At 51.3% G+C, this 22,714-nt stretch carries 20 protein-coding genes; 12 read left to right on the forward strand and 8 right to left on the reverse strand.

Annotation, left to right across the window (positions count from 1 at the left end):
- Positions 1–26 precede the first annotated feature (26 nt).
- The 5 genes from rimI (at position 27) to SIB80_RS09365 (ending at position 6,005) form a co-directional block, all read left to right on the forward strand.
- Positions 27–512, forward strand: a complete 486-nt coding sequence (gene rimI / locus SIB80_RS09345) for a ribosomal protein S18-alanine N-acetyltransferase (protein ID WP_063399270.1) — start codon at positions 27–29, stop codon at positions 510–512.
- 175 nt (positions 513–687) lie between these two features.
- Positions 688–3,267 carry an ATP-dependent Clp protease ATP-binding subunit gene (locus SIB80_RS09350; RefSeq protein ID WP_063419197.1) on the forward strand — a complete coding sequence of 860 codons (2,580 nt, stop codon included), beginning with the start codon at positions 688–690 and terminating at the stop codon, positions 3,265–3,267.
- A 16-nt stretch (positions 3,268–3,283) separates the two neighbouring features.
- Positions 3,284–4,444 (forward strand): iron-containing alcohol dehydrogenase family protein, encoded by a 1,161-nt coding sequence (locus tag SIB80_RS09355; RefSeq protein ID WP_063419196.1) that lies wholly within the window; start codon positions 3,284–3,286, stop codon positions 4,442–4,444.
- Between the two features lie 14 nt (positions 4,445–4,458).
- Positions 4,459–5,358, forward strand: a complete 900-nt coding sequence (locus SIB80_RS09360) for an alpha/beta fold hydrolase (RefSeq protein ID WP_063419257.1) — start codon at positions 4,459–4,461, stop codon at positions 5,356–5,358.
- A 2-nt stretch (positions 5,359–5,360) separates the two neighbouring features.
- Positions 5,361–6,005, forward strand: coding sequence for a DUF2993 domain-containing protein (locus SIB80_RS09365; protein ID WP_063419195.1), 645 nt, complete (start codon positions 5,361–5,363; stop codon positions 6,003–6,005).
- Between the two features lie 5 nt (positions 6,006–6,010).
- On the opposite strand, the gene SIB80_RS09370 is transcribed toward SIB80_RS09365, so the two are convergent.
- Both SIB80_RS09370 and SIB80_RS09375 read right to left on the reverse strand, forming a co-directional pair.
- Positions 6,011–6,925, reverse strand: a complete 915-nt coding sequence (locus SIB80_RS09370) for a phosphatidate cytidylyltransferase (RefSeq protein ID WP_063403221.1) — start codon at positions 6,923–6,925, stop codon at positions 6,011–6,013.
- 19 nt (positions 6,926–6,944) lie between these two features.
- Positions 6,945–8,345 (reverse strand): lysine decarboxylase, encoded by a 1,401-nt coding sequence (locus SIB80_RS09375; RefSeq protein WP_063419194.1) that lies wholly within the window; start codon positions 8,343–8,345, stop codon positions 6,945–6,947.
- A gap of 101 nt (positions 8,346–8,446) precedes the next feature.
- On the opposite strand from SIB80_RS09375, the gene SIB80_RS09380 reads away from it, so the two are divergent.
- Positions 8,447–10,093 carry an ABC1 kinase family protein gene (locus SIB80_RS09380; protein ID WP_063419193.1) on the forward strand — a complete coding sequence of 549 codons (1,647 nt, stop codon included), beginning with the start codon at positions 8,447–8,449 and terminating at the stop codon, positions 10,091–10,093.
- Positions 10,094–10,376: 283 nt separating this feature from the next.
- Here the strand turns inward: SIB80_RS09380 and SIB80_RS09385 are convergent, their stop codons facing one another.
- Positions 10,377–11,339, reverse strand: coding sequence for an RpoD/SigA family RNA polymerase sigma factor (locus tag SIB80_RS09385; RefSeq protein WP_413351539.1), 963 nt, complete (start codon positions 11,337–11,339; stop codon positions 10,377–10,379).
- Positions 11,340–11,654: 315 nt separating this feature from the next.
- Here SIB80_RS09385 and SIB80_RS09390 point away from each other — a divergent pair, with 315 nt between their 5' ends.
- Positions 11,655–12,389, forward strand: a complete 735-nt coding sequence (locus tag SIB80_RS09390) for a pseudouridine synthase (RefSeq protein WP_063420054.1) — start codon at positions 11,655–11,657, stop codon at positions 12,387–12,389.
- Positions 12,390–12,422: 33 nt separating this feature from the next.
- Positions 12,423–13,352, forward strand: a complete 930-nt coding sequence (locus tag SIB80_RS09395; RefSeq protein WP_063419978.1) for a helix-turn-helix domain-containing protein — start codon at positions 12,423–12,425, stop codon at positions 13,350–13,352.
- Here the strand turns inward: SIB80_RS09395 and malQ are convergent.
- A complete protein-coding gene (gene malQ, locus SIB80_RS09400; RefSeq protein ID WP_063419976.1) occupies positions 13,274–14,839 on the reverse strand; it encodes a 4-alpha-glucanotransferase in 1,566 nt (521 codons plus the stop codon). The genes SIB80_RS09395 and malQ overlap by 79 nt on opposite strands.
- 196 nt (positions 14,840–15,035) lie before the next feature.
- On the opposite strand from malQ, the gene SIB80_RS09405 reads away from it, so the two are divergent.
- On the forward strand, positions 15,036–16,037 hold the full coding sequence (locus SIB80_RS09405; RefSeq protein WP_169189828.1) for an LCP family protein: 1,002 nt from the start codon (positions 15,036–15,038) through the stop codon (positions 16,035–16,037).
- Positions 16,038–16,047: 10 nt separating this feature from the next.
- Here SIB80_RS09405 and SIB80_RS09410 read toward each other — a convergent pair whose 3' ends face one another.
- Complete coding sequence (locus SIB80_RS09410; RefSeq protein ID WP_063419972.1) at positions 16,048–16,584, reverse strand: hypothetical protein; 537 nt, start codon at positions 16,582–16,584, stop codon at positions 16,048–16,050.
- A gap of 86 nt (positions 16,585–16,670) precedes the next feature.
- Here SIB80_RS09410 and SIB80_RS09415 point away from each other — a divergent pair, with 86 nt between their 5' ends.
- On the forward strand, positions 16,671–17,669 hold the full coding sequence (locus tag SIB80_RS09415; RefSeq protein ID WP_063420052.1) for a ribose-phosphate pyrophosphokinase: 999 nt from the start codon (positions 16,671–16,673) through the stop codon (positions 17,667–17,669).
- Between the two features lie 864 nt (positions 17,670–18,533).
- The gene (locus SIB80_RS09420; RefSeq protein ID WP_063419970.1) at positions 18,534–19,073 is read left to right on the forward strand and encodes a hypothetical protein; all 540 of its coding nucleotides are present in this window, start codon (positions 18,534–18,536) and stop codon (positions 19,071–19,073) included.
- Here the strand turns inward: SIB80_RS09420 and lipA are convergent.
- Both lipA and recR read right to left on the reverse strand, forming a co-directional pair.
- On the reverse strand, positions 19,055–19,975 hold the full coding sequence (gene lipA / locus SIB80_RS09425; protein ID WP_063419968.1) for a lipoyl synthase: 921 nt from the start codon (positions 19,973–19,975) through the stop codon (positions 19,055–19,057). The two genes, SIB80_RS09420 and lipA, sit on opposite strands and share 19 nt — an antisense overlap.
- A gap of 4 nt (positions 19,976–19,979) precedes the next feature.
- Entirely contained in the window at positions 19,980–20,549 is a 570-nt protein-coding gene (gene recR, locus SIB80_RS09430; RefSeq protein ID WP_063419966.1) for a recombination mediator RecR, read from the reverse strand.
- 137 nt (positions 20,550–20,686) lie between these two features.
- On the opposite strand from recR, the gene psbP reads away from it, so the two are divergent.
- Positions 20,687–21,241, forward strand: coding sequence for a photosystem II reaction center PsbP (gene psbP / locus SIB80_RS09435; protein ID WP_063420050.1), 555 nt, complete (start codon positions 20,687–20,689; stop codon positions 21,239–21,241).
- A 200-nt stretch (positions 21,242–21,441) separates the two neighbouring features.
- Here the strand turns inward: psbP and SIB80_RS09440 are convergent, their stop codons facing one another.
- The gene (locus tag SIB80_RS09440) at positions 21,442–22,338 is read right to left on the reverse strand and encodes an LCP family protein (protein WP_063419964.1); all 897 of its coding nucleotides are present in this window, start codon (positions 22,336–22,338) and stop codon (positions 21,442–21,444) included.
- Positions 22,339–22,714 lie beyond the last annotated feature (376 nt).

The following is a 22,714-nucleotide window of genomic DNA, read 5'->3' on the forward strand; positions in this document are numbered from 1 at the left end:
CAATCCCCCCAAGGAAGGGGTTAGGCATGTTGAAGCACGACATCCAAGCAATGGAAGTCATCCATCTAGGGCCGGAACAGATCAATGCGTGCATGGAGCTGAATCAACTCGCACTCAATGGACTCTGGAGCAAACAGCAATGGATTCAGGAATTGATCGATTCCCGCAGTCTCTGCATGGGAGTGCTCAAGTCTTCAACACTGCTTGCTTTGGCCTGTGGCTGGCTAGTGGTAGACGAACTTCATCTCACCGCAATAGGCGTTCATCCTCAACATCGCAGACAAGGCCTTGCCCGTCTGCTGTTATCAAAGTTGCTCGAGCAAGGTCAACGAACAGGAGCCATCCACGCCACACTCGAAGTTGCCAGAAACAATTCGGCGGCCAGAGGGCTTTACGAAAGCTGCGGATTCAAGACAGCAGGATGTCGTCATCACTATTACAGCAACGGCCAAGATGCTCTGATCCAGTGGCGAAGCTTAGGGAAGCAGGCTGAGCCAAGACAAAAGATTTGAATAAGTACGGATTACCGTCCGGGAAATACAACGAAGACAAACATCTTAGCTACTTCATTGTTACTATTGAAACCACTAACTCCCTTGCAGCAAAGGGACTAGGCCAAATAATCCAACAGCTCACATTCCAACACCAACCCTGATAGGTTAGAGATAGATTCACGTGCCCCGGACCATGTTCGAGCGGTTTACCGAGAAGGCCATCAAGGTGATCATGCTGGCCCAGGAAGAGGCCCGGCGTCTTGGTCATAATTTCGTGGGCACCGAGCAGATTCTTTTGGGATTGATCGGTGAGGGCACAGGTGTGGCAGCGAAAGTTCTCAAGTCAATGAGCGTGAACCTTAAAGACGCCCGCGTTGAAGTTGAAAAGATCATTGGCCGTGGTTCAGGCTTCGTCGCAGTAGAAATCCCCTTTACTCCCAGAGCAAAGCGCGTACTAGAACTCTCTCTAGAAGAAGCCCGACAACTTGGCCACAATTACATCGGTACAGAACATTTACTGCTTGGTCTCATCCGAGAAGGAGAGGGTGTAGCAGCCCGAGTCCTCGAAAACCTTGGTGTAGACCTAGCAAAGGTGCGCACCCAAGTAATCCGCATGCTCGGAGAAACCGCCGAGGTCACTGCAGGCGGAGGTGGAGGCAAAGGCTCAACGAAGACAGCCACACTTGATGAATTCGGCAGCAACCTGACCCAGCTAGCCAATGAATCCAAACTTGATCCTGTTGTCGGGCGACAAAATGAAATCGATCGTGTTATTCAGATCCTCGGAAGACGCACAAAGAACAACCCTGTACTGATTGGAGAGCCTGGAGTTGGGAAAACAGCAATTGCTGAAGGCCTCGCTCAACGCATCCAACAGGGAGATATTCCCGACATCCTTGAAGAGAAGAGGGTTCTAACCCTCGACATCGGCCTGCTAGTTGCTGGAACCAAATACCGGGGAGAGTTCGAAGAACGGCTCAAAAAGATCATGGAAGAAATCAAAGCCGCAGGCAACGTGATCCTGGTCATCGATGAAGTGCACACACTGATTGGGGCAGGCGCTGCAGAAGGTGCCATCGATGCAGCCAACATTCTCAAACCAGCGCTAGCTAGAGGAGAACTGCAGTGCATTGGTGCCACCACTCTTGACGAATATCGAAAACACATCGAACGGGATGCTGCCCTAGAACGCCGATTTCAGCCGGTCATGGTTGGCGAGCCATCGATCGCTGAAACCATTGAGATCCTGCAAGGATTAAGGGAGCGCTACGAACAGCATCACCGCCTAAAAATCACAGACGAAGCCCTAGATGCCGCAGCAAACCTAGGCGATCGCTATATCTCTGACCGCTTCCTGCCGGATAAGGCCATCGACTTAATCGATGAAGCTGGCAGCCGCGTGCGTTTGCTTAACTCCAAACTCCCCCCTGCGGCAAAAGAGGTTGACAAAGAATTACGCAAGGTTCAAAAGGAAAAAGAAGATGCCGTTCGTGATCAGGACTTCGCCAAAGCCGGAGAATTACGTGAAAAAGAAGTTGAGCTAAGAGAGAGGATCCGCACTCTGCTTCAAAGCAGTCGCCAAGGCAGTGAGGAATCGACCCCCGCTGAGGCGGAAAATGCTGTTCGTTCCAGCGATGAGACGCCAACGCCTCAACCTGAAAAAGACACAACAGCTGCATTAATTCCTCACCTCACCACACCACTGGTGACAGAAGAAGATATTGCCAACATCGTGGCGGCTTGGACCGGAGTACCTGTACAAAAGCTCACCGAAAGCGAATCAGTGAAGCTCCTAAACATGGAGGAAACCCTCCACCAGAGGCTGATTGGCCAAGATGAAGCCGTCAAAGCAGTCTCGAAAGCCATCCGTCGAGCCAGGGTGGGCCTCAAAAACCCCAATCGCCCCATTGCCAGTTTCATCTTTTCAGGCCCTACTGGCGTGGGCAAAACCGAACTAACCAAAGCTCTCGCCACCTACTTCTTTGGTAGCGAAGAAGCCATGATCCGACTAGACATGTCGGAATTCATGGAGCGACATACGGTCAGCAAGCTGATCGGATCACCTCCTGGCTATGTGGGGTTCAACGAAGGGGGACAACTCACCGAAGCTGTTCGTCGCAGACCTTATACCGTTGTGCTCTTCGACGAAATCGAAAAGGCACACCCAGATGTTTTTAACCTGCTGCTTCAATTATTGGAAGATGGTCGACTCACTGACTCCAAAGGAAGAACAGTGGACTTCAAGAATACCTTGATCATTATGACTTCGAATATCGGTTCAAAAGTGATTGAGAAAGGAGGCGGAGGACTGGGCTTCGAATTCTCAGGTGAAAATGCAGAAGACAGTCAATACAACCGAATCAAATCCCTTGTCAACGAAGAACTAAAACAATACTTCCGTCCTGAATTTCTGAACCGTCTCGATGAAATTATCGTCTTCCGCCAACTCAGCAGAGATGAGGTGAAAGAAATCGCTGAGATCATGCTTCAAGAAGTGTTCTCTCGCATGCAAGACAAAGGGATCACTCTCACTGTTTCAGATGCATTCAAAGAACGACTAGTGGAAGAGGGATACAACCCCTCTTATGGAGCGAGGCCGCTACGAAGGGCTGTCATGCGACTCATGGAAGACAGTCTTGCCGAGGAAGTGCTTACTGGCCGCATCAAGGACGGTGATGCTGCGGAGATGGATGTGGATGACAACAAGCAAATCGTTGTACGCCATGTCAGCAAAACCGCTGCCACACCGGAACTCGCTGGAGCAGGCGTCTGACACCTCTCCAACATCAATGAACAAAAACAATTTACCTGAGGAGGTCTCTCACTGCGCTCACTCCATCGCCCCCGCAAAGGTTGTTAGGGGTGAAAGGGCGTGGGAAGAAAGCCATCAACTCATTGCCTCGATTTGCCGCTCACCTTTACTTCTTGGACGCAGCGTCGCCACGGCTGAGTTACGCCAGGGATTACTCAACAACCTCAGAGACCTTGGACTCAACACAGTTTCTGCTGAGCTCAAGCACGATTGCTGCGAGATGGATCTCAAGCGGATCAATGCTCTTGCCTTGGACAACTCCTGTGACGGTGTGATTGCCGCAGGTGGGGGCAAGGTGCTAGATGCCGGGAAGCTTTTGGCCCATCGGCTAAGCATCCCATGCATCACAGTTCCACTGAGTGCAGCCACCTGTGCCGGTTGGACCGCCCTCGCCAATATCTATTCACCAACAGGTGCTTTTCAACGCGATCAAGTTCTGGATCGATGTCCACATCTGATGATCTTTGATCATGGTCTCGTGCGTCAGGCTCCTCCTAGGACTCTCGCAAGCGGCATCGCAGATGCAATCGCCAAATGGTACGAAGCGTCTGTCAGCAATGGCTCCAGCAACGATGGCTTAATTCAACAAGTTGTGCAGATGGCAAGGGTCTTGCGCGATCAGCTGCTGCTTGATGGGCCTGAAGCGCTGAAAGATCAAAACAGCCTGGCCTGGATCAGGGTTGCCGAAGCCTGCGCACTAACTGCAGGGCTGATCGGAGGGATTGGGGGTTCTCGCTGCCGTACTGCCGCTGCCCACGCGGTACACAACGCACTCACGCAATTAAAAGATTGCCATGAGGTCCTTCATGGAGAAAAGGTGGGTTACGGGATTCTCGTACAGTTGCATCTTGAGGAGATTATTGGAGGCCATCAACTGGCCGGACAAGCAAGGCGGCAGCTGATTCCATTCCTCAAAGAACTTGATCTGCCTGTAAATCTTGAGGATCTGGGCCTATCCAATTTGAGTCTTCACGAGCTGCATGAGGTCTGCCAATTCGCCTGTCAAAAAGGCTCTGACCTATACCAACTGCCGTTTCCCGTCAATTCCAGCGCCCTACTCGAAGCACTCCTCGGCGCTAGCGACAATGGCCCGGTCCCCGTCGAATCCACAGTCACCAAGCGAATGGCAGCCTCTTGAACCTCAAAACTGGAATGGCAGCTCAAACAATCGCCTCGTCAGAAACCCTTTTACGTCAGCTCACACCACAACTTCTGGATCCATTAGCCCGTGACCTGGCCAATCAAGTTCAGTGGTGGGCTTTACCGGGGCTTGTCCCATGCTCGAACTCAGAGCCTGAGTCCTACCCAGTAGCCATCTCTGGCGAGGGAGCTCCAGTGCTGCTGCTGCATGGGTTTGATAGCAGCTTCCTTGAATTCCGACGCCTAGCTCCGTTATTAAGCCCTCACCATCAGCTTGTGATTCCGGATTTGTATGGTTTTGGCTTCACTCCCCGTCCCCCTGAAGCTGACTATGGACAAGAGGCGCTCATCCGTCACCTCGATGAACTGCTAGCCCATCTGCCCTCTAATACTTCAGTGGGAGTCATCGGAGCATCAATGGGAGGTGCTATTGCCATGGAGCTTGCTCGACGTCATCCAAAACAAATCAACCGCTTGCTCTTACTTTCGCCTGCAGGATTAACAGGACGGCCAAAACCTATCCCTCCAGGCCTAGATCAACTGGGCGCATGGATCCTTAGTCAACCGGCCGTGCGTCGCAGTATCTGCCGCCAAGCCTTCGCTGATCCCAAAAACTCTGTCGGAGATGCTGAGGAACAAATCGCTTCCCTTCATCTACAGGTATCAGGCTGGAGGAGATCACTAGCTGCCTTTGCCCGCAGTGGAGGGATCGCCAATTGCGGAACACCGTTACCCCAGCAACCACTTCATGTGATCTGGGGTGCCAACGACCGTATTCTAAATGGACCTCAGAGACGGGAAGCCCTCACCCTGCTGGGGTCTCAAGTGGAAGAACTTGACAACTGCGGCCATTTACCACATCTCGACCATCCCAAGATTGTCGCCCAACGCTGGCTTCAAGCTTTGTCCTAGCAATGGGAGGTCCTTCATCCACCACCACCAGTAGCGGCCCTTTACTGCAACTCCTCGCCAATGGTCTAAAGATTTGGGTCAGCCGACAATGCGATGCCGTTGGTGAACTGAAGCTGGAACTGCACGGATCTGCTCTGGAGCTCTTGAGAGGTCGTCTTTCAGGAGTCAGTCTCATGGCCAAGGAGGTGATCTTTCAAGGCCTGCCATTGCATTACGCCGAATTAAAAAGCAGCCCCCTCAGGCTGAACATGAATCTCGGCAAATCAGCCCAGGCTGTGACTCTCGAGCAAAGCTTCGATCTTCAGGGAACTGTATCAATCACGGAAAAAGACCTCAATCAAGTCCTGCTATCAGATCCATGGAGATGGCTTGGGGATTGGCTAGCAGAAGAGCTCATTGGCATAACGCCTCTTGGAGGACTTCAAATCAACAACGACACCTTGGAATTACAGGCTCCAGTGATTGGTCAACAAGAACCTGCAAGACGACGTTTTCTAATCAGAGCGAATCAAGGAACCGTGCTGATTAGACACCAGGATGTGGATTTAGAAGCTTCACTACCCATGGACCCTGCTATTCACATTGAAGAAGCCGTTCTGAACGGTGGACAACTTCACCTCAAGGGTCGCGCATCAGTAAAACCCTGATCGCATTAACTCATGACAGGCAGGATCAGCGTTACTGCGTAATACACCACTGCAGGAGTGAAGAGATAGCTATCAATGCGATCAAGGATGCCGCCATGACCAGGCAGCGCATCACCAGAATCCTTAAGACCCGCATCTCGTTTCATCATCGACTCGATCAGGTCTCCAACCAGCGCAAATAATGCAACCAAAACTCCAAGCAGCACGCCCAGCAAAAACCCCAATGGCCAAGCCAAAAGCTCACCGGCAACTGCCCCTATAGTCATTGCGCAAAACAGGCCTCCGACAGCACCTTCCACAGTCTTGCCAGGCGAAATAGAAGATAAAGGTAGGCGTCCAAAACGACGTCCCAATTCATAAGACCCAATATCACTAGCGACGATCATCAGGCAAGCCACCAAAGTGATCGCCATCCCAGAAGTCAACCAGCCTGCACACCAGCCAGGAAGCTGACCCAGCCCAGGAGCAAGATCGATAGCACTCAAATTACGCAATCTCAACCAATGACTGGGTAAAAAACCCAAGTAAAACAACCCAAAGATCGAGGCGGCGATATCGGCAATGGAGCCGGTGATCGGCTGAAGCAACAACCAACCGCAAATGGCGGCTCCAGAGAGAGGCAGCACTGCTGCAGCAAGATCAGATGGCAACCCGCCAACCACTCCCCACTGTGTACTGATCAGCAACAACTGACAGGCCACAAGAGTCGTTTTCGTCGCCGGCCTGATTCCGGTGAACTTCGCCATGCGGAAAAACTCAAGCAAAGCAAGGTGCACGATCACACCCAAACCAACCGTGAACCACCAACCCCCTAAAGCAACCACCACCAAACCGAAAGCTCCGGCAGCCAGGCCACTGCTAATCCGCTGGCTGGAAGATCCGGCTGCAACCAATCTCCATCGAAAGGCCTCTGCTCTCACGCCCGCACCATTGATGGTCTTACAAGGCCAGAACTTTTACCGTACCAGCGATCTGCTCGGGCCAAAGGTTCTGCTGCTGTAAAAGCCAGTCCACACGTCTGTGATCCAGCTTCTCACCCGGCACTAGCAAGGGAATACCTGGAGGATAGGGACAGATTAACTCCGCCGCGACTCTCCCTACCGCATCAGCAATCGACACTCTCCGACTTTGAGCGCGCCAAGCCAAGCCACAAGCCATTGCTGGTGCTGTAATGCGCGGCAGTGGCGGGGGCGTAAAGACTGGCAAGGGTAGGCCCTTACCTTGGACCGCAAGGAGTCCCCGCCAGCGACGATGCATCAGCCTGACCAATCCACGCTGGGGCGCCAAGCCAAGACAGAACGTTAGGCAGCCTGGTTCTGGAAGTTCGCCCACCAGCCCCCTGGCCATCAGCCAAGCATCTGCTTCAAGTCCGCTGATACCCTCTGCAGCGGTGTGCAAAATCAGCCGCAAGGGATCCTGGTTTTCAAGCAAAGGCAATCCCAACTGACGAAGTTGAACCGCTAATTCGCGAGCATCCTTGAGGCGCGTTCCCAGCTTGTGCAGGCCTGCAGGCTTGCACAAGTCACTCAGCGACGCTTCACAAGAAGCCAGCAAGAGTGCGCTTGGACTGGTGGTTTGCAACCAGCCGAGACTGCGCTCGACAGCTTTGGGATCAACGCGATCCCCTTGACTCCAAAGCACTGCCGTCTGAGTCAAACCGGCAGCAGATTTGTGCAATGAGTGGACGATTAAGTCAGCACCTGCTGTGATCGCAGAATCAGGTAATGATGCATCCACCCGACTGGCGAAATGAGCACCATGAGCCTCATCCACTAATACCGGCCAACCCCGAGAATGAAGCTCAACAACCATGGGCTTGAGATCCGTCGCATAGCCCTGATAAGTGGGATGCACCAACACAGCTGCAGCGATCTCAACACCAGCGATGGGAAGTTCATTCAAAACGTCCTTCAACCAAGGTCCATCAGGGGGAAACACATGACCCCGATCAACCATGAAAGGCAGGTCAAACAAGACAGGCGTGAGATCGCCCAAAACACAAGCCTGAATGAGGCTGCGATGGACATTGCGAGGCATCAACACAGCCTGTCCAGGCCTTGCTATTGCCAAGAGAGCAGCCTGCAAGAGGCCTGTCGCGCCATTGACGCCATACCAACCCCGCTCAGCCCCAATAGCAATCGCTGCCTGCCTTTGACTCTCTGCCACCGCCCCCTGCTGCATCAATGGCCCACCCAACTCAGGAAGTTCCGGCAGATCCCAGATGCCAGCTCGATGGCGCAACATTGCACGCAGATCATCAGGCAAGCCAGCCCCACGACCATGAGCGGGGAGATGCAAGCTGCGACCACGGTCGCGAGTCAACAGGGGAAGAAAGCCCATGAAGGTGAATCGCCGTTTCTAAAGTCTGATGATCAACGTGCCCGGGCGGTCTGTTGAACAGCTCCAATCCATCGTCCGCTTCAGCATCCCGCAAAGCCCCGATGCGTTACGACGCCAATCAGGATCTGCTCTGGTTGCTAGCCAGGCCCTGGGTGTGGATACCTCGATTGATTCATGTGCTCACCTCACTGCTCACACTGGCGGTGAGAGTGCTGGCTCAGGGCTCTAACAACGACGAAGAGGCACAAAAAAGGCTCGCAAAAAAACTGCTCATCACCCTCACCAACCTCGGGCCTTGCTTTATCAAGGTGGGCCAAGCCCTTTCCACCCGACCAGACCTAATCAAGCGTGAATGGCTCGAGGAACTCACCAGCCTCCAAGACAATTTGCCCGCCTTCAACCATGCCACGGCCCTAGCCACGTTGGCAGAAGATCTTGGGGCTCCAGCTAGTCAACTCTTTGAAGAGTTTCCTAGCCAACCAATTGCTGCAGCCAGCCTGGGCCAGGTCTACAAAGCTCGCCTACACGGCAATCAATGGGTAGCCGTGAAAGTACAACGTCCTCAACTGGCGTTCATCTTGCGCCGCGATCTCGTCATTATCCGCCTGCTCGGCGTGCTGTCAGCACCAGTGCTCCCGCTCAACCTGGGCTTTGGACTAGGCAACATCATTGATGAATTCGGTCGCAGCCTATTTGAGGAGATTGATTACGAACAAGAAGCTAACAATGCTGAACGATTTGCGGCTCTTTTCGCCAAAGACCCAACGGTGACGGTCCCGAGGGTGGAGCGATTGTTGTCATCCCGCCGTGTACTAACCACAAGCTGGATCGAGGGCACGAAGCTACGAGACCGCAAGGAGTTAAAAGCCCAACTTCTTAATCCAACAGCACTGATCAGGACCGCCGTCATCAGCGGTCTTCAACAACTTTTTGAGTTCGGCTATTTCCATGCTGATCCTCACCCAGGCAACATTTTTGCCCTCAGTGGTCAAAGTAAAAAGATGGGCCATCTTGCCTACTGCGATTTCGGCATGATGGATTCAATTAGTGATGACGATCGTCTCACTCTTACTGGAGCAGTAGTTCACCTAATCAACAACGATTTTAATGCGCTAGCTAAAGACTTTCAAAAGCTGGGCTTCCTTAGTCTAACAAGTGATCTAACGACAATCATACCGGCACTAGAAGAAGTACTTGGTGGCTCTCTTGGTGAATCAGTGGAGTCCTTCAACTTCAAGGCTATCACCGATCGTTTCTCAGAACTGATGTTCGATTACCCCTTCAGAGTCCCGGCGAGATTTGCCTTGATCATCCGAGCTGTTGTTAGTCAAGAAGGTCTTGCATTAAGGCTAGATCCAGACTTCAAGATCATCGCAATTGCCTACCCATATGTGGCCAAACGTCTACTGGCAGGAGACTCAATGGAGATGCGAGAGAAACTGATGGAGGTGATTTTTGATAATAATGGGCACCTGCGCCTGGAGCGAATTGAAAGTTTACTGAAAGTGATAAGCCAAGACGCTGTAGCACCAGATGCAGAACTAATCCCTGTAGCAGGAGCAGGCCTAAAACTGCTACTTGGCCCAGATGGATCCACTTTGCGTAGTCGTCTACTGATGACATTGATCAAAGACGAGCGTTTAAGCGCATCTGATATCAAGGCCTTAATGAGCCTGATAAGGCGAACCTTCAGCCCTCGCAAGATCACAAATGGCATGCTGCAAACCCTTACTCCACGAACCACCTAAACATGGGCATAAAGAATAACAATCGATAGAGGGGAAAGAAACTACTCCACAATACAAGTCTCTGCGATTCATCAATGCTCTGATTCCACAATAGCTATCTATCGATTAGCACGAAGATTTAGCAATGATCCAACTAAGCTATATTCATCCCATGCTAAACAGATAATGACAAAGGGAAGAGAATATGCAACTAATACGGACGAGAGTTGGGATAAATTAATCCAGGAATAATCCCTAAACCTTAGCTTTGGTTGTCGACTCTCAGAAAACTAAAAAACAAGTTTCAAACCGCCATATAAGCCTCAAGCTCAAACGAAGAGGTTCGCATCAACGCCAAGCCTTCCCTCTCCAGACGGCGTGTTCGATCGCGACTCATTCCTAAAGTCTTAGCAATCCCGGTGAGGTTCATCGGCTCGCCTCCGTCGATTCCATAACGCATCCGCAGCACACGACCCTGCAGCTCGGGCAACTTTTCTAGCAAGGTACGTAAATCGCCTTTCATGCAATCCACTTCCACCTTCTCACTCGGTAACTCCTCTTCCCCCGCAAGCAACTCAAGCAACTCCGTTTCATCCCCATCTCCCACCTTCATCTCCAAACTCATCGGCTGACGGGCACGGCACATCAGATCCTTCACCTCCTCCTCGGGCAACTCCACAAACTCTGCAAGTTCGCTCACTGTTGGCGTGCGCCCCATCTCCTGACTTAATTCTCGCTGGCCTTTCTTGAGCTTGTTCAGCATCTCCGTGATGTGGATCGGCAGACGGATCGTCCGGCTCTTCTCCGCAATCGCACGCGTGATCCCCTGACGAATCCACCAATACGCATAGGTCGAAAACTTGTAGCCACGGGTTGGGTCGAACTTCTCTACTCCCCTCACCAAGCCGATCGTTCCCTCTTGGATCAAATCAAGCAGCTCCATATTCCGTTTGGTGTACTTCTTGGCAACACTCACCACTAAGCGCAGGTTCGCAGACACCATCCGCTCCTTCGCACGTCGTCCGCTCTGCAACTTCTTCTTGAGCTGCAACGCACTCAATCCAGCTGCCTTCGCTAGCTCTTGACGACTCGCTGGCTCACCTTTTTTAGCTTCCAGTTCAGACTCAAGCTGCTCTAAAGACATCAACTCCTGCACCTGACGACCCAGCGTGATCTCCTGCTCATGGCTCAGCAGCGGCACTCGACCGATATCGCGCAGGTATGAACGCACCAGGTCGACATCTGAAAGCACAGCCAACGGAGCCATACTAAATAACGAAACAACTAGGTTTCCTAATTTACCATCGTTTGCCACGAGCAAATCAATGCCTTGCGGACGAATTCCACACCATTGCCAAAATGAAGAAGGCTTTAAAATCAAGAATTAACGTTTTATCTTCAAGTGCCATCAATAGAGACAGTCTTTTGATGCGCCAAGCACTTGCAAATCCTTATCTATAATGATGCCCTCGAAAACCTCTCCACATCTTCCAAAACACTCTTCCAACTATTAAATGTTTGGAGATGGATATGGTGCAGCTGGTTCTCGGCGCCCGCTGAAAACCATGCTGACAACATTGGCATGAAGCAACAAAGACTGCAAAAGCTGATTGCAGCGTCAGGACTCTGCTCCCGGCGCCATGCCGAGCAACTCCTCCTGCAAGAGCGGGTAACGTTGAATGGCCATCTTGCCAAGCTTGGCGACAAGGCCGATCCAGAGCTTGACAAGATCTCTGTAGATGGGCGTGTGCTCAATTCCAACACCGAAACAAGAGTGTTGCTGTTCAACAAACCTGCGGGGGTGATCACTAGTTGTCATGATCCCCACGGGCGAGTGACTGTCTTCAGCATGCTGCCCGACAAACTTTGCAAAGGTCTTCATCCTGTAGGCAGACTTGATGCCGATAGCCGAGGAGCTCTGCTAATCACCAACCAAGGACAGCTCACGCTGCGATTGACCCATCCACGCTATGCACATCACAAGACTTACCAAGTCTTGGTGGAAGGTAAACCCTCAGCCCTAGTGCTCTCAAGCTGGCGACATGGCGTAATGCTTGATGGGAAAACAACCTTGCCCGCTGAACTTGAGCTTTTGCAATCACACTCAAGCCAAAGCCTTTTGAAGATTGTTCTAAGGGAAGGCCGCAACCGGCAAATCCGTCGCGTAGCCGAACAACTAGGTCACCCCGTATTAGACCTTCAACGCACTGCGATTGCAAATGTTGCCCTAGACGCATTACCAGAAGGGTGCTGGCGCGCTCTTGACGAGAGAGAATGGACTCCCCTACTGAAAATCACCAAGCCCTCAATGTGTTGATGCGCTTGATAAAGCCATCCAATTGAAACGCCGATGCGACTAAACCTTCCATGGCAAAAATCAAGATCTGAAGTCGAAACCAGACAAGATCCACAACAGATATTCCAGAGTTCATTACTGGAAGCTGGTCGACAACTCAGAGAGCGTCGCGAACAGTGTGGAATGAGCCTGCGTGATTTAGCTGAAGAAACACGAATCACTACCCCCGTTTTAGAAGCAATTGAACGGGGGTGGGTCAAACGATTACCAGAGCCAGCCTATCTGTGCTCAATGCTGCCGCTGCTGGAGCAGCATCTTGAACTAGCCCCAGGCAGCCTCAACGGGGCCATGCCAGAACGCAATGCCAGGAACCAAACTCATTCCAACAGGGGCCTGACGCGATTCACCCCCGGCAGCATCGATGTCTTCACTACCTGGCAAGGGAGTGTGATTTATGCCGTGGTCATGCTCAGCAGCCTCTTGGCCCTCAATCACCAGCAAAACCATCTTGCTGCACTCAACAGTCAAACACTCTCGCCAATCACAGTCAGCCTTGAGTCCCTTGATGATCAGCACGCAAGCGAGACAGCCAACCCCGCCCTTGATGGCCTAAGACCCCTGGAAGAAGCACGAAAACGATCTCCAGAGCAATGGCTCAACGCAACCCTTATCCAGCACCAAGCTCAGGATGAGATGGGTCTACTGGAGATCAATCTCAGTCAGCCACGTATGCTCAAAATCAACAGCGCTGGAAAGGATCTCACAAATCTCAGAGAAGCTCAGGGGACACTCACTCTTCAATTGCGGCCACCCCTCCTACTAGAAATAAAGCCTCCAGCAGCTCCTGAGGACAGCGTCATTTGGAAGGGCCAGGCGCATACTCCCGAACCCAATCATCCTGGGATTTACCGACTCGCAGATGCCGTCAGCAAACCGGATGCCGATTCAAGCGAACGTCCCCAGACAGCTCCTCTCTCGCCATAGCCGCTCAGGGCTCCATCAAGAGCTGAATCAAAGCAAGACAACCGCCAACACCAATTTCCCTCGACAGTGCCAGGGGTGTTGAAACGAGCTGCATCATCTAAATGAAGCAAATCCTGCACTGGGGTCATCACTAAACTCGCCTCTGTCGCTAGGCCCAACTCCAGCAACTGCCAACCAGGGGCATCAACTGCACCCTTCAATCGATCTGCGACCCGCTCACGGGCGTCGAGATCAAGCTGCTGCCACCAACCCAGCGTCGTTGGATTGTCGTGAGTGCCTGTATAAACCACCCAGTGATGACCCTGAATATTCTCAGGTAGATAGGGATTACTGGGATTGCCATCAAAAGCAAACTGGAGAATTTTCATTCCAGGCAAACCAAATTGGTCTCGTAGCGCTTCCACATCAGGAGTAATCACTCCCAGATCTTCTGCAACCAGTGGCAAGCTGCCACCAGCATCACGCCTTAGCCGCTTCAATAGAGCTGCCCCTGGAGAAGACCGCCACTCCCCGTGCTCCGCTGTCGAATCGGATCCAGGAACTGCCCAATAAGACGCAAGCGCCCTGAAATGGTCGAGGCGTAAAAGATCCACCTGTTGCCATTGACGCACAAAGCGGCTTCGCCACCAATGGAATCCACTCAAGCGATGCCGCCACCAGCGATAAACAGGCGTGCCCCAGAGTTGTCCTGTACTGGAGAAATAATCAGGGGGAACACCACTTTGGATCTCAAGCTCCCCGCCTTGAAGAATCGAAAACAGGCCCTGATGACTCCAGACGTCAGCGCTATCGCGTGCAACATAGAAAGGCAGATCACCAAACAACAAAACGCCAAGCTCGCCTGCTAGATGTCTCAGTGCTTGCCACTGCCGATCAAGCTGCCATTGCAGCAAACGATGTTCAAGCAGAGCCTCCTGATGATGACCTTTCCAGGCATTGAGGGCACTACGTTGATGAGCTGCCAAGCCTGCCGGCCATTCCCACCAAGGAAGGCCTTGATGCTGACGACGGAGCTCCATAAATAAAACATGGTCCTCAAGCCAGAACTGCTTGCCACACCAACTCTCAAAGGCAAGATGATGATCTCTAGCCTGCTCAGACCAAGCCTCCCTTAAGGCTATGCCAAGTCGCTGACTGCGAAGGTCAGCCAGAGCAAAATCAACCGAGGCGCAAGGCTCCTGGATAGGAACTGTTCCTGGCAACTCACGCAGAACGGATGCGGAAAGGAAATCCTCATCAACAAGATCATCGGCATCAAGCAACCAAGGGTTCAGAGCAAAGCTTGAAGGGGAGCTGTAGGGAGACCCTGTCGCATCAGGAGGAGCCAAAGGCAACAACTGCCACACACCGATGTCATGGCGAGCAAGTGATTGCAACCAAGCCCTTGAAGGGGCACCGAAACTCCCGCAAACTGGACTGACAGGCAGTGCTGTGGGATGAAGCAACACCCCGGTCGTGCGGACTAACGCTGAACTGCCCTCAACCATCAAAAAACACCAGAAAATAAAAACAACAGTGGAATCTGATCGAAGTCAGCATCTAGATCAGCCATTAGCCCCAATCAATCTTGGAAGGGCTTAGGCGGGTCGTTACATACTCGCAAGATGCCTTGTCAGAAGTCTCGGTTAGTCCAAAAGCCATTGGACTTTTAACCCTAAAGAGCTGTAGTTGAGCAAGACTGTGATGCCGCTGTCCTCAACACGGTTGATGCCTATGCAAGATTCAGGCAGAACGACAACGCCATCAAGCGTGGGTCACTGGATGGGGAAATATCCAGGCCGTACCTTGCTACGCCTGGCTGCGACTCTGGGTGGTCTTTGGCTGGCAAGCACGGCCCTGGGGCTGCTCTGGCCGAAGCCAGATCAAGTCGCCAAAGGCGATCCATCAGTGGACAAAGCAACCTCCCTAGCGCCGCTTCCCAAACAACCAATCATCATCTTGTTAGCGGGCATTGATTCGGACCAACTGAACGATCTCACAAACCAAGCTGCACCGATGGGTTCAGCCAATGCAGACAGCCTGATGCTCGTGAAGGTAGCGGCCAAGCAACCTGTTGAAGTGCTTCAGCTGCCGATTGAACTCGCTGTGACCCTGCCTGGAAGCAATGGGATGCAACCACTAGCGTCAAGTTACGGGCGGGGGGGGATTGCCCTTACCGCCGATGTGATTGCGGAAATCCTCGGCCTTACAAAAGGACAACCCCACCGCTTTGTGGTGATCCCCCGCAAAGCTCTAAGAGTCCTTGTAGATGGACTCGGAGATGTGGAGGTCAACCTCAACGCGCCTTTTAAACACCAAGACAATGCCCAGAACTATTCGGTGGACTTGCAAGCAGGACGGCAGAGACTCAATGGAGGCCAGGTAGAACAACTGGTTCGCTACCGCGCTGGTCCTGAAGAAGAAAGCGGTCGGCGTCAAAGGCAACAATGGATCCTGAACGGTCTGTCTAGACAATTGCGACAGCCAAACACCCTCGCAAAACTCCCCAAACTTCTGAAAGAGTTTTCAAAAGAAGTGCAAACCGATTTAACCCCTCGTGAGTTGTTAAGCCTCACGGCAGCGGCTCTTAGCAACAATCAATTCCCAATCATCAGCGAATTACCTCTAGCCCCACGAGCCGGGGAACAAACCCTGCGGCAACTCAAGGCAAGCCACCCCATGCCGCTCTGGCCGCAGGGCAACTAACAGGGCCTCATCAATCGGACGACAGCAGCAGCCGTCGACGCAATTGCACCACGAGTTCCTCCAAAGATGGCCCCTGCTGCAAGCCGCCCCCATTAGGGACTGCTGACAAAGCTGAGGGATCATCTGGAAGCAAACCGAACCACGGCAAACCATCCGAGCGGCGAAGGCTGAGGTTCCATGGGCCACCCAATTGCAGAACCCCAATCAGAGGAACATCGAGGACCGCACAGAGCGCTACATAAGCAGGTGCCACTCCAGGAATCTCCCCAGAGGGCAAAGGCGACACCATCAAAATGGTGGGCTGGCGCCATGCTCCCAGAGCCTCCAGCCAGCTACCACCATCTGGATGAAACATGGCTGGATCACCACTCAGTTGCACCATTCCCACCTCCGCAGACAACAAACCAAGAACCTGATGGGGATTTTCAGAACAGCGATGATGGCTCAACTCAACTCCCCAAGCGCTAGCCAAAAGCAAGCAACCAGCCCGCATCCGAGCATCAGGGAGGGGGCCTGCACCAACCAGAAAAGGGATGGGAGCAATCATCAGGCGACCCTACATAGAGAAGAAGTTGAGATGAGAGCCTTTGCAGCACTAGCATCGGAGTACAGCTGATATTGCTCGCTGGCGACGTGACGAGTTTTCTGACCGCAGCCCGTACCGAACAAGAGAGCATCAGCTATGACATGCAGCGTCTGCGCTTGTTCAGCGGCACCTCAAATCCAGCTCTTGCAAGAGAGATTGCGGCCTACCTAGGTGTTCCCGATGGTCCAAGGATCTGCAAACGGTTCGCAGATGGTGAGCTCTATGTACAAATCCAGGAATCGATCCGAGGTTGTGACGTCTTCCTGATTCAGCCCACCTGCGCGCCAGTGAACGACAATTTGATGGAGCTGCTGATCATGGTTGATGCCTGTCAGCGCGCCTCTGCCAGGCAGATCACGGCTGTAGTTCCCTACTACGGCTATGCAAGAGCCGACCGCAAAACGGCTGGCCGCGAGTCAATCACTGCCAAGCTCACCGCAAACCTGCTGGTGAAATCTGGCGTGAACAGAGTCCTGGCCATGGATCTGCATTCCGCCCAAATCCAGGGCTACTTTGATATCCCTTGCGATCACATCTACGGCTCACCAGTCCTGGTTGATTACCTAGCAGCACAAGAACTTAACGAAGTCGTGGTGGTGTCTCCAGATGTGGGAGGAGTCGCACGAGCCCGAGCCTTTGCGAAACAAATGAGGGATGCGCCACTGGCAATTATTGATAAGCGCCGATCAGGTCACAACGTTGCCGAAAGTCTCACAGTGATCGGCGATGTAGCTGGAAAAACAGCCATCCTGATCGACGACATGATCGACACTGGGGGAACCATTTGCTCAGGAGCTCGTCTTCTTCGACAAGAAGGGGCTAAACGGGTGATTGCCTGTGCCTCCCATGCCGTGTTTTCGCCCCCCGCCTGCGAACGATTATCCGAAGAAGGCTTATTCGAACAAGTCTTGGTTACCAACAGCATTCCCATCGCTGCGGAACGACACTTCCCTCAATTGCAGGTACTATCAGTGGCCAATATGCTTGGCGAAGCGATTTGGCGCATCCATGAGGAAAGCTCTGTGAGTTCAATGTTTAGAGGATAACCCTGAGATTAAGTCTAAAATTAGCTACTAAGCAATAGAGATGACTCTTCTTAGAGCAGCTCATCAATATTTTAGACACTAAAATCGAAGCAAAATCAATAAACCTTAACCCTCTAGGCCTTTTCAATTAATCCCAACTTGCTTGCTCTTTAAATGCTTCATTATTAGGGCAAAGGCATTTCAACTAAACAAGACCTTAAGACCTATTCACAAGACCATTGCTTACCGATAAAAGTGTGGCGAAAGAAGAAACTCAAACAGACTCTTGAGAAACCTTCTATAAACACTGTTGAACAGCTTAACTATTCGTTTCCACAACCTGCAATTCAAAGCCATCAAAAGAAACTGGCTTGACTTGACTAGGGATAAGCTAGGCAATAAAAATGTTAAGCATTGCCATTTCATGCTCATTACTCAAGCGACCTTAACGACTTGCGTCACCAGCCTCAATAAATCTGAATCCTTTCCAAAAGATCGTTTACATTTAGAGTTTTAATAGACAGCTAATAAGCCTAAAATGAGATTGTTAAAAACAAAACTCCATACTTACACCAACCTGCTATTTGGCAAAATGTTATACTGATATTGTATACATAGAGCGCTAGCTTGCCTTGAGAAGATGATGGCTCTGAGCATATATTGCAGTTAAATACTGCTCTATTATTCTGAACTTAGTAATGATGTTATCAAGAGCAAGTAAATCAACTTCTGCCGGAAAAAATCCGCCAATTAACAAAGGCAGGCAGCAGAGAGTAGAAGCTGAATTTCATCTTGAATTCTACGATTACCGTGATCAGCTTGCCATTCGTAACTAGGCTGTATTGCCTTGACTCCTCAAAAATTTGTCACTCTCATTCCCTTGTCATGACTCAACTAAGTCTAATTGAGTTAGAAAAGCAGGCCTCTGATGCCGGCCTGCTCTTGAGGCTGCAGGTGAGAAGACCACTCAATCTCTGGTCCTTAAAATTAGTCGTCGCACAAGCTCTCGATGAGGAACGTATACAACTTTGGGGTGAGATGAAGGCTTGGGCCTATGCAGGCGAGAAGGGATTACAGCTCGACACAATGCGTGTTCATCCTGAAGCACCCGCCGGAGTAGGGGATCTCATCTGGGTTGGCACCATGACCTGGGCACTTGAAGCCACTCCTTGTAAACAAGCTCGCCTACTGGCAATTTGTGATGAAGGGCGCCAGCACAATCGCTTAATTCGTTATTTCCGGCAACGTGGATTTCTTACTATCCGAGAGCTAGGAGCAGCCCCAATGGATTTCCCACTCAGGATGATCTGGGGGGGAGCCGGAGCGTTAATGGTTGGAAGCTGCAGTGAGGTGCTGGAACGTAATCAGCGTCGTTGGCAAACCTGCCGGGAATTGGATCGCAGAGATCATTCTTCACCAGCGTGATAACTACTACGCACTAGAGGCCCACTACGCACCTGAGCAAATCCAAGCTTGCGAGCAACTTCAGCCAAGTTCTTGAAATCCTCGGGATGCCAATAACGATGCACCGGAATATGTGCCAATGAAGGGCGCAGATACTGACCCAATGTGACCCGTTGACAGTCAACAGAACGGAGATCCTCAAGAGTCTGAACCACCTCTTCTTGCTCTTCTCCTAGTCCCAACATCAAGCCTGATTTGGTAGGGATGTTGGGAGCAAGTTCCCGCGCTGCAGCCAGCAGATTGAGAGAATGGTGATACGTAGCGCCCCGTCGAACCTTGCTCTGAAGCCTTTCAACGGTTTCGAGGTTGTGGTTGAAACAAACTGGTGCAGCCATGAGCAACTGCGTGAGCCGTTCTCTCTGGGCCTCTAATGCCTTGGCCAGATCAGCGACTCCGCCCCAAAAATCCGGCGTCAGCACTTCTATCTCAATAAGAGGATTGCGCTGGCGAATGGCCGCCATGGTTTCAGTAAAAATACTGACACCATGGTCGGGCAAATCATCCCTTGCTACTGAAGTAAGAACCACATAACGAAGACCCATCTGCTGCACCGCATCTGCAACTCGCTCTGCTTCGAGTGGATCAATTGCCTGAGGAGATTGGCCTTTCATGACCTGGCAGAAAGCACAACTACGCGTACAGATCGATCCGCCTAGGAGAAAAGTTGCTGTACCGGCTGCGTAACACTCGCCGCGATTGGGACAACGCCCTTCCTCACAAATGGTGTGAAGCTGATTCCCCTTCACCAGCTGCTGCATCTGCTCCAATTGGGAGACGCTGCCGATGGGGCGCCGCAACCATTCCGGAAGGCGCTCCGTAGGCAAAATGGAGCTGTATTGGGTTGGGCGATGGGTGGAAGACATTGCTTTATTGAATCGCTCGACGCCCTTCAAGCGCACGAGTCAGGGTGACTTCGTCCGCATACTCCAACTCACTACCAACAGGAAGGCCGTAGGCGATTCGACTCACTTGAGTAAACGGCTTTAATAACCGTGCCAAGTAAAGGCTAGTGGTGTCACCTTCCACACTGGGAGTGAGAGCGAGAATGACCTCGCTAATACCATCACGATCAACGCGTTGAATCAAGCTGGGGATCTGCAGCATGTCCGGCCCGATACCATCCATTGGTGAGATCAGTCCGCCGAGGACGTGATAACGGCCCTTATATTCCCTGGTTCTTTCGAGAGCTAACAGATCTCGGGAATCAGCCACCACACAAAGCAATTGATCGCATCGCTTGCCATCACGGCAAATGTCGCAAAGAGGCTCCGCGCTGAGATGAAAACAGGTCTGACATTGACCCACTTGAGAACGGGCCGCGAGGAGTGCATCAGCAAAAGTGCGGATTTGATCTTCTGGTTGTCTCAACAGATGCAGGGCAAGTCTCTGGGCCGTTCGTGGCCCAATCCCAGGCAGACGCTCGAACTGGTCGATCAAGCGAGCCAGGGGTCGAGTAAAGCCGCTCAGGGGTCCGCCGCAGATACTGAGAATCTTGGCAGTTCACCAGGTGGCAATTGTTGATCAAGCCAAGACCGTACGCCGGCAGAATGGTCAGCAAGTCCGGTTCTGTTCCAATGCTTGAACTTGTGCGAACCATTTCACGTGTGGGTTTCGCTTGTGCGCTTGTGATGCTGCTCGCTGCTTGCAGTGGTTCATATGCAGGCATGAACTCCTTCCAGAGCCCGGATGGTCGTTATGCATTCCTTTATCCCAATGGATGGAGCCGTGTGAGCATGAATGGAGGGCCTCAGGTGGTATTTCACGACTTAATCAACAGCGACGAAACACTAAGTTTGGCTGTTTCGAAAGTTGACGAAAAGGGAGATCTGCAAACCCTAGGGAGTCCAATCGCAATTGGGGAACGTTTAAGCCGTGAAGTGATTGCACCACAAGGCAGTGGGCGAGAGGCTGAGTTAGTAGACGCCAATCAGCGTGAAGCAGGAGGACACATCTTTTACGATTTGGAGTATACCGTTCATCTTGAAGACCGAGAACGCCATGAGCTAGCAACAGTGGTTGTTGATCGGGGGCGTTTATATACATTAGCAGCAAGTACTAACGAGTTTAGATGGAATAAAGTCAAGGAGCTGTTCGAAGAGGTAATCACATCATTTACATTCTTAATCTGATCATTAAAGGCCGTAGAAGAAAGCACATAATAGCAATATTTTATTGTTCAAGGCCAATAAACTGGATGCAAAATCCAACTTCTAATCTTTATTGCTATTTCTTGCATATCATGGAGTTTAAGATGAACAAACACTTCATAGCAAATTTCCCATTAAAAGCTCAAGGAAAATGATTCAGTTTTGATCTGCCACCGATCGATTTAAAATAGGAATTGGTAAAGCGAGCCATTGGCTTCCGCAGCATCTGGCCATTCAGTGTCTAGGTAACTGATGCCATTACTAAAGAATGGCGTAGCTGCTAGCCGCGTTGTTTCAAGTTCAGTGGTACCCATTGCTGACATTAAACCTCCAAGCTCCAAAGGCCCCATATCTGTCTTGATGTTACGACCTGCAGCACTTATCAATGCTGGCAGTCGAATAAGATTCTCAGCTCGAGTGAGCTTACCAAAGAGACTCTTGAGGACTAGTTGTTGACGACCCAGACGACCAAAGTCGCCTTCACCATCATGGCGCCACCGCAAAAACCCCTCGAGATCTTTACCTTTCAAGACCTGAGGGCCAGCTTGAAGATCAATATAAAGACCCTGGGATTGATCTTGGTAATAAAGACGCTTAGGCACATCAACCTCAATGCCTCCCAATAAGTCTGCAATAGTTCGGATGCCTTCAAGATTAACCAGGATGTGATGGCTAATGGGACGATGCATCAGCCGAGTTAACTCACTTTTTACCGCCTCGATACCACCATATGCATACAAAGCATTAACTTTCATTGGCCCAAAATCACGCGAATTGATATAACTATCACGTGGAATCTGGGTAATTCTTGTTTCGCCTCCCGCAACTCGAATTGTGAAGATCACATCAGTGTTACCACGCCCTGCATCCATGCCAAGCACCACCACATCACGATTACCAAAGCCCTGCCAGGCATTAAAGGGATTGCTAATCGGGAAAAGGGGAGTGGTTGTGCCTGCAGTCTTTTGCGTGAGTGATCGACTGAGTGGAATTGAAAGGAACAGGCCTGCGATCAAGCCCACGCCAATGGCAGTGGTCATAGAACGCCAACCAGAACTGCCTTGATGCTTGGGAGTCATATCACCATCTTAGAGCCCTTTAGATTTTTCTCTAATAAAAGCAGCCTGCCGCTTTAAACAACACTCTAGCCAGTGCTCAATTGTGTTGAACATCTAGTTAAACATCTAGAGTTAATCATAAGCTCAATTTGAATTACTAACTGTTGCTTGCTTCAAGATCTTTAATCAGTGCAAAGAAGATGCTGCTTTTATTTCTCAGCAGAAGAAGCGAAAACTTTCAAAAAATCAAACCTCTTTTTGGCAGCCTGTGTCGACAAGAGAAGCAAATGAGCCATATTGTAGTTGATTAACAACGAAATAATCCTGCCATGTGGATATTGCGCTAATCAGAAGATATCTCACAAATATGATAGACCAAAGACTCCACAAGGGTTGA

The organism is Prochlorococcus sp. MIT 1327, assembly GCF_047304785.1.
GTDB lineage: Bacteria > Cyanobacteriota > Cyanobacteriia > PCC-6307 > Cyanobiaceae > Prochlorococcus > Prochlorococcus marinus_D.